The sequence below is a fragment of the Gemmatimonas sp. genome, assembly GCF_046594945.1.
Lineage (GTDB): Bacteria > Gemmatimonadota > Gemmatimonadetes > Gemmatimonadales > Gemmatimonadaceae > Gemmatimonas.
Map to the genome: position 1 here is coordinate 24,780 of NZ_JBKJRB010000093.1, position 9,973 is coordinate 34,752.

A 9,973-nucleotide genomic window follows, 5' to 3' on the forward strand; every position below is an offset into this window, starting at 1 on the left:
CGGGCCCGTGCCGTGTGCACGGGCCCGCGGTACGTCCGTGAGCGCGAGGTGCTAACGGTCGATCAGTACGAACGCCCGTAGCGGCGCGCCGCCAATGTTGTTGTCGGCGGCGACGATGGTCCGCACCGTGTTCGCCGTCAGCGCCAGTGACGCCACGTTGATCGCCACCGCGCCGGCCCGCGCCGCCGCCGCCGTACCGGCCGGCACCACGCGGACCTGGTAAGTCCCGGCAGGCACCGCGAGATAGGCCGAGGCCGTTCGCACGGCGACGTTCGCCAACGTGGGCGTGGCCGTTGCCAGATCAGCATTCGGTGCCGTGACAAAGATGTCCACGGCACCGGCGGTTGGGCTTAGGTGCACCACACGCACCCGCGCTTGCGTGGCCGACAGCGTGTTGTCGTCGGTGGTCACGAAGTTCGCGATCGTCGACGCTGCGGCCCCGCCGGCGGCGTAGACCGTCTGGTCCTGCGACGCGGCGACTGCGAAGGCGATCGTGGCCACCACCGTGTTGGTGTCGGCGGTCCGCTTGAGCACGAGGGTCCGGTTGCCCGCGTAAATCGGCGAATAGAGAGCCGTGTTGGGAGCGGGGAGCGCGGCCGGTGTGCTCGTCGCGTAGGTGAGATTCACGCCGAACGGTACGCCCTCCAAGATCGCGTTCACGCGGCCCCGCGTGGTGTCGGTGATTACGTTCACGAAGCGTACGCGCCCAGTAGGCCCCGTCGGCTCGAATGGGGCCGCGGCATCCTTGGTGCCGCACGCGGCGCTCAGCGCGGCGCCGGCCAGCAGCAGCACGTTCGCCACGCTCGCGGGCCGGCGACGAAAATCCAGCATGGTCGAAATCATGGTCATGGATGATGGCCTCACGGCTGACAAGCCGCGGGGAAGGTGGCCGGCTCCGCCGGATCGGCGGGCACGTTGGGATTCGCATTGCGATCGCCGATCGCGTACGGGAGCCAGCAGCGCTGCGCGTCGATCGGCACGCCGGGCGCACTCACTGGACCACGCACGGCGGTCCGACGCCGGGCGTCCTCCCAGCGCTGGCCAGTCCCGAACAGCTCATACTGGCGCTGCGTGTAGATCTCATCGAGCAGCTGTGGCTGCGTCAACGCCGTGCTCAGCGCCGCCAGGCAGGCCTTGGGATCGTCGAGGCCACGCCCACCCGTGCAGTCGGTGCGCACCGAGTCCACCACCGCTTGCGCGGCGACCAGCTGATTCTGCCGCGCAAGTCCTTCGGCTTTGATCAGCAGCGCCTCGTCGGGGAAGTACACCGGCAGTGACGCCTGTGGGCTGGCGTACCGGTTCCACGGATCGAGCAGGGCACCAACACGGCCGGTGAGCGTGGTGGACGGGATCACGAACCACACAAAGCGCTGGTCGCCCGCCGCCATGCCCGTGCGCCACTGGCGGCGCGGGGCGATGCCGTTCGTACCGCCGGTGACATTGGCGTAGAAGTTCACCGTGGGTGCGGGGAACTGGAACGCCGAGAAAGCGGTGGGCCCGCTACGCGGCACCAGGTTCGCATAGGCTACCGCGTTCGCATGGTCGTTGGCCACGCGGGCATACCGCGCCCGGAACAGCTGAATCATGGCGTTCAGGTTCACGCCGGGGGTCAGGATGTTCGATGTGAAGAACGTGCTCGCCGGCGTCGTGGCAAGCTGCTGCGCCGCCGAATCCAGCAGCGCGCGTACATAGGGCAACGCCTCGGCCCGCGTCACATACACCGGAGCTGTTTGGCCGAACGTGGCAATCGGCACCCGCTGGTACGACTGCAGCGCCTCACCGATCGCCTCCGCCTTGAGGGCCTGAGCCAGCGCGACCAGACCGCTGCGCGTGCCCGGCTCGAGCTGCGCCGCCAGCGCGTTTGCCCCGGCCAACAGATCGTCGGCCGATCGCACGGTGCGATAGGCAGAATTGAACACGTTGTCGGCAATCCCCGTGGTTGGGGCCACCGATCCCTGTTCGGCGTCGCTGATCGAAATGAGCGCCGCACTGGTGGACGCGAATTCATCGGTCACCAGGCCGGCCATGTACGCGAAGTTGCCGTACGAGCTGGCGAAACGGGCTTGCAACCCAGTGGCCAGCGCAATGACGCCGTCTGGACTGGTCGTGACCTGCGCCTCCGTTGGTGCATTCGGATTCTGCAGATCGAGACTGCAGCCGCCAAGAGCGAGGGAGGCGAGCGCGGTGGAGAGCACCGCGCATCGGATGTTCTTGCGCATGAATTGGTGTCTCCGGATATCAGTAAGTGAAGCGAGCACTGAGCGACCACGTCCGCGGAATCGGGTAGCCGCCGAAATCGAACCCGCGATCAGCCGCGGTGGTCTGCCCTGATCCCAACCCGCCGGCATTCGTGCCGAACAGGTTGATTTCCGGATCGTAGCCACCGTACGACGTCCACACCGCCAGGTTGCGGCCGGAGACCGTCAGGTCCACGCCTTCCTTGAACACGCGACGCAATGGCGCCCAGTCCACCGAGTACGTGGCCGAGAGTTCGCGCAGCTTCACGAAGCTGCCGTCCTGCACCCAGTACTCGAAGATGCCCTGCGTGCGGGCGTTGAAGTTCGGCGACGTCTTGCGCGAATCACCATAGGGCAACAGTTCGCGCTCGAACGTCTTCGAGTTGCTGGCAATGCCCGCGTTCTGGGCGCGCGTCGACAGGTTCATCACGTCGTTGCCGAACACCCCGTCCAGCAGGACGCGCAGGCGCAGCTTCTTACCGATCGTGAACTCGTTCAACAGCGATCCCAGCCAGTCCGGATTCGGGTCGCCGATCACGGCGTTCAGTGAGTCGTTACAGGTGCCGCCGCTGATGGCCCGCCGCTGCGCGAGTGTGGCGCCCATGTCGGCCGCCTGATTGCTGCGGCGATAGCGCCCCAGCGAGTCGGTCAGCAATGCGCCCGTGCCGCAGTTGCGCGCCGCGTAGGAGCCGTAGAACACGCCCGCCGGCTCCCCCACCCGAATGCGATTCGGGTAGCCGCCCGCCGACTGGAAGTCGAGAATGTTGAGCGATTCGACCAGGTTGCGATTGCGCGTGTACGTCACCGTCGATTCCCACTTGAAGTTGCGGGTATCGGCGTTGACCGTGCGCACAAGCAGCTCCAGCCCCTTGTTCGACATCGAGCCGATCGGGGCGAACTGCCGCGAGAAGCCAGTGCTCGTGGCGAGCGGACGGAAGAAGAGCAAGTCGTTCACGATGCGATCGTAGTACGTGGCCTCCACCCCCACCTTGCCGTTCAGCAACCCGACCTCGGCACCCACCTCAACCTCGCGCGCCCGCTCGTTACGCAGCGACGGGTTGCCAAACGTCACGTCGTTCGCGAAGCCAGGACGGCCCGCGAACGGCAGCTGGGCATACGTGATGTACTGCGAGTACGCGTTCACGATGCCTGGCTGCGACCCGGCCCAGCCCAGCGCCGTACGCAGACGCAGGCTGTTCAGGGCACCGGCGCGGTTCTCGAGGGCCACGTACGACAGCGACAGCTTGGGGAACGCCTGCCAGCGCTCTGATGGCGCGAAGGTGCTGGAGGCGTCGTAGCGCACGGCCCCGGTCAGAAACAGGCGATTCTTGAAGTCCACTTCCTGCTGGGCGTAGAAGCCCAGCGTGCGAAGCTCCACGTCGGTCTGTCCGGCCGAGAACACCGACCCCGCGCTTACCAGGTCACCCACCGGCGCCAAGCCGTTGGCGACGGCGTTGGTGGTGCGGAGGCGCTGCGACGTGTAGTTGAAACCGCCCGTGGTGCGCATGCCCAGCGCATCGCCCGCCCGCCACGAGTATGAGCCCACGCCATCCTGGTTGACGACGCGGGTGTCTTGGAACACCGACTGCGCGCGCCCAGTGGCCAGCGGAGCAGTGCCCAACACGGCATTTCGCGGCACGAACTGGCGCTGCTCGAAGCCGGTGTTGTCGATGCCCAGCGTGTAGTCGAGCAGAAGGTTCGGCTTCGGCGTCCACGTGAACTTGGTGGAGCCGATGAACCGATTGATCGTCTGCGGGTTGCGAATGCGGTCGATGGCCAGCAACGGGTTCGTACCGAGCGTCGGCGGCAACGGATACACCCCGTTCACCGGGCGGAAATCGACGTTGGTGGGGGCGAAGAACAGCGACCCCATGATGCCGTAATCGTTCTGCTCGCCGAACGCCTGGAACTGGTTGCTGGTGGTGACGAAGTTCGACGTCACGTTGGCCACGAGGTTGCTGGCCAGCTGCTGTTGCAGATTGATGCGGGCGCCGGTGCGCCGCGAGCTGGTCGACCGCAGAATGCCCTGATCGTCGGCGTAGTTTCCGCTCAGGAAGTAGCGCGTCTGGTCGTTGCCCCCTTCCACTGTGACGTTCTGGTCGGTGGTCGTCGAGCGGCGGAAAATGTCATCCTGATAGTTGAACCGCGTGCTTGGCAGGCCGTTGATATCGAACGGATACAGGTTGAACGGCTGCTGCTCGCGCAGTTCGTTGGTGCCGTAGCGCGTGGTGAGCGAGAATCGTGGCTTGCCGATGTTGCCGCGCTTGGTGAAGATCTGCACCACGCCGTTATTGGCGCGCGAGCCATACAGGGCAGCCGCGGCCGCGCCGCGAATGATCTCCACCCGCTCGATGTCGGCCGGGTTGATGTCGGCCAGTCGGTTCTGCGGATTCGAACGGCCGCCGAGGTCGGCGAGCTGGCTCGAGCCGTTGTCGACGATCACGCCATCAATGATGTACAGCGGATCAGAGCCCGAGATAAAGGAGTTCGTGCCGCGCAGGCGCACCGAGATACCGCCGCCGCCCGGCCCTCCGGAGTTTTGCGAGATCTGGGCGCCGGCCACTTTGCCCTGCAGTGCCTGATCGATTGTGACCGCCTGCGCCCGACCGATCAGCGTCGAGTCGAGCGAGGCGATGCTCGTACCGATCTTGCGCTTTTCGGTGGGCGCCGCCGATCCGGTCACCACGACCTCGCTCAGGTTCACGGCGCTGACCGTAAGCGACACGTCGAGCGACGCGGTCGCGCCGGCGGACACGGTGACGGCCCGCGTGACTGGCTGATAGCCGAGCCGTCGGACGCTGATGGAGCGCGCGCCTACGGGCACATTCACCAGTGTGAAATCGCCAGTGGCCGTCGTGATGGCGCCTACGCGGGTGCCGACCACCAGCAGCTGGGCATCTGGCAACCCCGCCCCTGAGCCGGCGGCGGTGATGCGACCGCGCACGGTGCCGGTGGCAGCAGTGGCCTGCGCACCGCTCTGCGCACCGCTCTGCGCACCGCTCTGCGTGCCGCTCTGCGCGTACGCTCGGGTAGGAATGCTGACCAACGGCACGGACAACAGGATCGCGCGGAACGCGAGCCTGCGGGGAAACAATCGAATAGTCATGCACACACTCCGAAGGGAGGACTCGTCAGGACGGAAGTGGGACGAGTGGTGTGGGGGATGCTAAACGCGTGATGGAGCGTATTCAACTAGGGGGAGATTTCAGTCCGCCCGATTCGCACACAGAATGAGGGACGCGGGGCGTCCCGTTTCTGGGAAAACAGGTTCATGGAGGGCGCGCATCGTCAGCCCCACCTGAGTGAGGAGCGCCACCCAGCTTGAAATGGTGCGGAAGTACCAAGGCGGGGCATCGGCGAACTCGCTGGAAAAGCCAGTCCAAGAGCCCTCGCGCCAGCCATCCACATACGGCACGTCGAGGCTCGCCATCACCGGGTGCAGCGTCTGGATCACCACGTGGCCTCCGGGGGCCATGAGTGCGGGCAGAGCGGCCAGCATCGTTTCTACCGGCGCCTCACCGATCAACGCGAAGTTGCTGACGATGACATCGAATGCGCCGACATCGTGATCGGAGAGCGCGCCCGTGGCGATGGCATCGTAGGCGAGGACGGCGTACGTGCCGGGTACCGCATCAACCGGATGGCTAGCCCGCGCGGCGTCGATCAGCGCGGGTACGACGTCGACACCAACGCACGACACACCGTCGCGGGCCATCGCGTGGCACAACCACCCTTCTCCACACCCGACATCGAGCAGATGGGTGGGGCGCAGTGAACGCAGCGTCGAGACGATCGCGTCGTTGGTGACGTCTACCCGACTGACAATCTCGCGTTGACGAATGGCGCGCACCCACGGCGCGGCGTTCGTGTGCCAGCTGGTAATGATGCGGTCGTCGAAGTCGCCGCTCACGAGGGCACTGCGTCCATAGACCGTCCGGCGATACTTGGCGAAGAAAGAAATCCGAGATCAGCGGGTCAACCTATGCCGAGCCGCCCCGCAGCGGTAGCGCGTGGCCCCGCCGACTCGCGTGTTGGCGCACGAGCCCGTTGCGTCGCACATTGGCGTATGCAACCCCTTCTCCTCGGCTCGATTGTCGTGATCCTGGCCAGCACGCGCCTGTCCGCACAGGTGGTGGCCACGCCCGATCCCTCGCGTATGCCGCCCCCGGGATGGGTGTCGTCGCCCAAGCAATTCGACGCGATCAAGGTCGCGACCGACTTCTTGATGCCCACGCGCGATGGGAAGCGGATGGCCACCGACATTTACCGGCCAGGACGCCATGGCGTTCCCGTGCTGGAACGCTTTCCGGTGCTGCTGAACCGCACGCCGTACAACAAGACGTCGCTGGCCGACCTCGCCGTGTTCTACGCCGAGCGTGGCTATGTCGTGGCGCTGCAGGATACGCGTGGACGCTACAAGTCCGAAGGGGTGTTTTCGAAGGTGCAGCCGATCGACGCGACCGACGGATACGACGCGATCGAGTGGTTGGCGAAGCAGCCGTACAGTAGCGGCAAGGTGGGCATGTGGGGCACCTCGTTCGCCGCGCACATGGAGGCCGGCGCCGCGCAATACAATCCGCCGTCGTTGAAATCGATGGTGCTCAACATGGGCGGCATGTCGAACGGCTGGGACCATGGCGTGCGCTATCGCGGCACGTACGAAATGGGACGGCAGCTCACGTGGGCCTGGACGCAAATGCTGGCCGACGCGCGCACCGACGACGTGAAAGCGCTACTGAAGAACGAGAAGGTGGAAGACTGGTATGGCGTACAGCCCATGCGCCGTGGGCTCAACCCGTTGTCCGCCGACTCGCAGTACGAGGGCTGGTACTTCGACTTCTTCGAGCACGCCGATTACGACGCGTACTGGAAAGATCCGATGCTGGCCTGGGACGAGCACTATCCGCAGACCGCGGACATCCCGATGATGCAGGTGGGTGGCTGGTTCGACATTTTCCTCGCCGGCACGTTCAAGAACTTCTCGGAACTCCGTCGCCTGAAGAAATCGCCGCAGTATGTGATGGTTGGTCCGTGGAAACACGGCGGCAACAATCTGCCCTACGCCGGCGATGTGGCGTTCGGCGACAGCGCCGCCATTCAGGATTTCCTGACGGATTTTCACCTGCGGTGGTTCGACTACCACCTGAAAGGCGTCAACAACGCCACGGAAGCCCTCGCCCCGGTTCGCGTCTTCGTCATGGGTTCCGGAGACGGTCGCAAAGACAACAACGGGCGCTTGATGCATGGCGGCTATTGGCGCAGTGCCGATCAGTGGCCGCTGGCTGGGACCAAGCTCCTCCCCTACTACTTTCATGGCGACGGTTCGCTGTCGCCGACAAAGCCCGGGGGCGTGAGCGCCAAGACGACATACACGTTTGATCCGCGCCATCCGGTGCCTACCATTGGCGGAGGGGCCTCGGCGCGTTTGAAGGACGGAGCGTTCAACCAGCGCGAAGACCCGCGCTTTCCGCCATCACAGGCACCATGGCTCCCGCTGCGATCGCGCGCCGATGTGGTCGTGTTCCAAACGGAACCGCTGAAGGAAGACATGACCATCATCGGACCGATCACGGTGAAGCTCTATGCATCGGCGACGACCGTCGATGCCGACTTCACGGCGAAGCTGGTGGACGTGTATCCGTCGAGCATCGATTGGCCGGGCGGCTTCGATATGAATCTTACCGATGCCATCGTACGCGGTCGCTACCGGGCCACGCGTGATCACGCCGTGTTGTTGACGCCCAGGAAAGTGTATGAGTTCACGATCGAACCGTTTCCCACCGCCAACGTGTTCAAGAAGGGGCACCGCATACGCGTCGATGTATCCAGCAGCAACTTCCCGCGATTCGATGTGAATCCGAATACCGGCGAACCGCTGGGGCGGAACCGACGCATGGTCACCACCGATATCACGATTCAGCACAATGCGACCTATCCGTCGCACATCGTGCTGCCGTTGGCTCCGGCGCGGAAGTAGGGCGCGCCATGCTCACGTTTCTCGCGTACGCCATGGTGCTCGTCTTCATGACGCTCATCATGACGAAGCGACTCTCGCCGTTGACCGCGCTGATTCTCATCCCGATCGCGTTCGGCGTGGCCGGCGGATTCGCCTCGTCGTTGGGTGACATGATGGTCAGCGGCATCACGAAGCTCGCCCCGACGGGCGTCATGCTGATGTTCGCGATCCTGTACTTCGCCGTGATGATCGACGCGGGGCTGTTCGAGCCCTTCGTGCAGCGTCTCGTGACCCTCGTGCACGGCGATCCGGTCAAGGTCGTGCTCGGCACGGCGGCGCTCGCGTTGTTGGTGTCACTCGATGGTGATGGGTCGACGACGTACATGATCACGACCGCAGCCATGTTGCCGCTGTATCGAAAGCTTGGCATGCGACCGCTCATTCTGGCCTGCGTGACGATGCTCGCTGGCGGCGTCATGAACATCTTGCCGTGGGGCGGTCCCACGGCGCGCGCCGCGAGTGCCCTTTCCATCGATGTGAGCACCGTGTTTGTCCCGCTCATTCCCGCGATGGTGGGCGGTGCATGCTGGGTCTTTTTCGTCGCCTACCGACTCGGTCTGCACGAGCGGGCGCGGCTCACGCTCACGCCGTACCCGATGGTTGGCATCGCAGCAGCCAATGACGTGCTGGATGAAGAACTGGCCAACCCGCAGTATCACGAGGACACGTCGCATCGACGGCCGGATCGATTGGTGGTCAACGCCCTTCTCACGCTCGCACTGCTCGTGGCGCTCATGATGGCGGTGCTGCCGCTCCCGGTCTTGTTCATGATCGGCTTTGCGATTGCGCTGATGCTGAACTATCCCGGCATTGACCAACAAAAAGCGCTGATTGCCCGACACGCCGGCAACGTGATGTCGGTGGTCGGGCTGATTTTCGCGGCTGGCGTGTTCACGGGGATTCTGTCCGGCACGAAGATGGTGGACGCGATGGCCGACAGCGTGATTCAGCTCGTGCCGACCGCACTCGGGCCCTATCTGGCCATCGTGACGGGTCTGCTCAGCGTCCCATTCACGTTTCTCATTTCGAACGACGCGTTCTATTTCGGTGTCCTGCCGATTCTCGCCAAGGCCGGAGAAGCCTACGGCATTTCAGCGGCGGAAATGGCGCGGGCGGCGCTGGTCGGGCAGCCGGTGCATCTGCTCAGCCCACTCGTCCCGTCAACGTTTCTGCTAGTCGGTCTGGCCGGTGTCGACTTCGATGATCATCAGCGATTCACGTTGAAGTGGGCCCTCGGCTCCACACTCGTGCTGCTCACGATCGGACTGTTCACGCTGGTGATCCCGTTCGTGGGTCGCGCACGATAACGCTCGTGTCCGGCATCGTGGTCAGCGTATGACGACCTGCGCGCAAATGACCGGCTCCGCCGCGCATTGAGGACGACGATCGGTGCGCGTCTCGTTATTCTCGACCGCCGTCGTCCAGCGTGCCCGCGCGTTCCCGGTGGACCGTTACGGATCTCGAGCAGTTGCCCGACGACGGGATCCGGTACGAGATCCTGCACGGCGAACTGCTCGTGACGCCGCTGCCGTCGGTGGGACATCAGGGATCGCGATGCGTCTCTGTTAGTTGATCGCGCCATGGTGTCGCGCTCACACCGGCTCGAAGATGCTGAGTCCGCCCACCCGTGCTCGCGATCGGCATCGCAAGACACCGGCCTATCTGTCGCACGGCGACGCCGGCTTCCAATGGAGACTTCCTCGAGCACGCCGAGCATGGC

7 protein-coding genes are annotated in these 9,973 nt (G+C 64.8%); 3 read left to right on the forward strand and 4 right to left on the reverse strand.

Translation table 11 applies throughout. The features are described from left to right. Positions 1–51: 51 nt before the first annotated feature. The 4 genes from ACLL97_RS10940 to ACLL97_RS10955 all read right to left on the reverse strand — a co-directional run bounded on the left by ACLL97_RS10940 (position 52) and on the right by ACLL97_RS10955 (position 6,147). Positions 52–849 (reverse strand): DUF4397 domain-containing protein, encoded by a 798-nt coding sequence (locus ACLL97_RS10940; protein WP_411280507.1) that lies wholly within the window; start codon positions 847–849, stop codon positions 52–54. An 11-nt stretch (positions 850–860) separates the two neighbouring features. After that, positions 861–2,219 carry a RagB/SusD family nutrient uptake outer membrane protein gene (locus ACLL97_RS10945; protein ID WP_411280508.1) on the reverse strand — a complete coding sequence of 453 codons (1,359 nt, stop codon included), beginning with the start codon at positions 2,217–2,219 and terminating at the stop codon, positions 861–863. A gap of 19 nt (positions 2,220–2,238) precedes the next feature. Continuing rightward, positions 2,239–5,343, reverse strand: coding sequence for a TonB-dependent receptor domain-containing protein (locus ACLL97_RS10950; protein ID WP_411280509.1), 3,105 nt, complete (start codon positions 5,341–5,343; stop codon positions 2,239–2,241). A 99-nt stretch (positions 5,344–5,442) separates the two neighbouring features. Further along, positions 5,443–6,147 (reverse strand): class I SAM-dependent methyltransferase, encoded by a 705-nt coding sequence (locus tag ACLL97_RS10955; protein ID WP_411280510.1) that lies wholly within the window; start codon positions 6,145–6,147, stop codon positions 5,443–5,445. Between the two features lie 156 nt (positions 6,148–6,303). Between ACLL97_RS10955 and ACLL97_RS10960 the strand changes: the two genes are divergently transcribed. The 3 genes from ACLL97_RS10960 to ACLL97_RS10970 all read left to right on the forward strand — a co-directional run bounded on the left by ACLL97_RS10960 (position 6,304) and on the right by ACLL97_RS10970 (position 9,826). Continuing rightward, positions 6,304–8,214: a CocE/NonD family hydrolase gene (locus tag ACLL97_RS10960; RefSeq protein WP_411280511.1), complete on the forward strand. Its 1,911-nt coding sequence runs from the start codon at positions 6,304–6,306 to the stop codon at positions 8,212–8,214. 8 nt (positions 8,215–8,222) lie between these two features. Further along, the gene (locus ACLL97_RS10965) at positions 8,223–9,560 is read left to right on the forward strand and encodes a CitMHS family transporter (RefSeq protein ID WP_411280512.1); all 1,338 of its coding nucleotides are present in this window, start codon (positions 8,223–8,225) and stop codon (positions 9,558–9,560) included. Between the two features lie 119 nt (positions 9,561–9,679). After that, positions 9,680–9,826: a hypothetical protein gene (locus ACLL97_RS10970; protein ID WP_411280513.1), complete on the forward strand. Its 147-nt coding sequence runs from the start codon at positions 9,680–9,682 to the stop codon at positions 9,824–9,826. Positions 9,827–9,973: the final 147 nt, after the last annotated feature.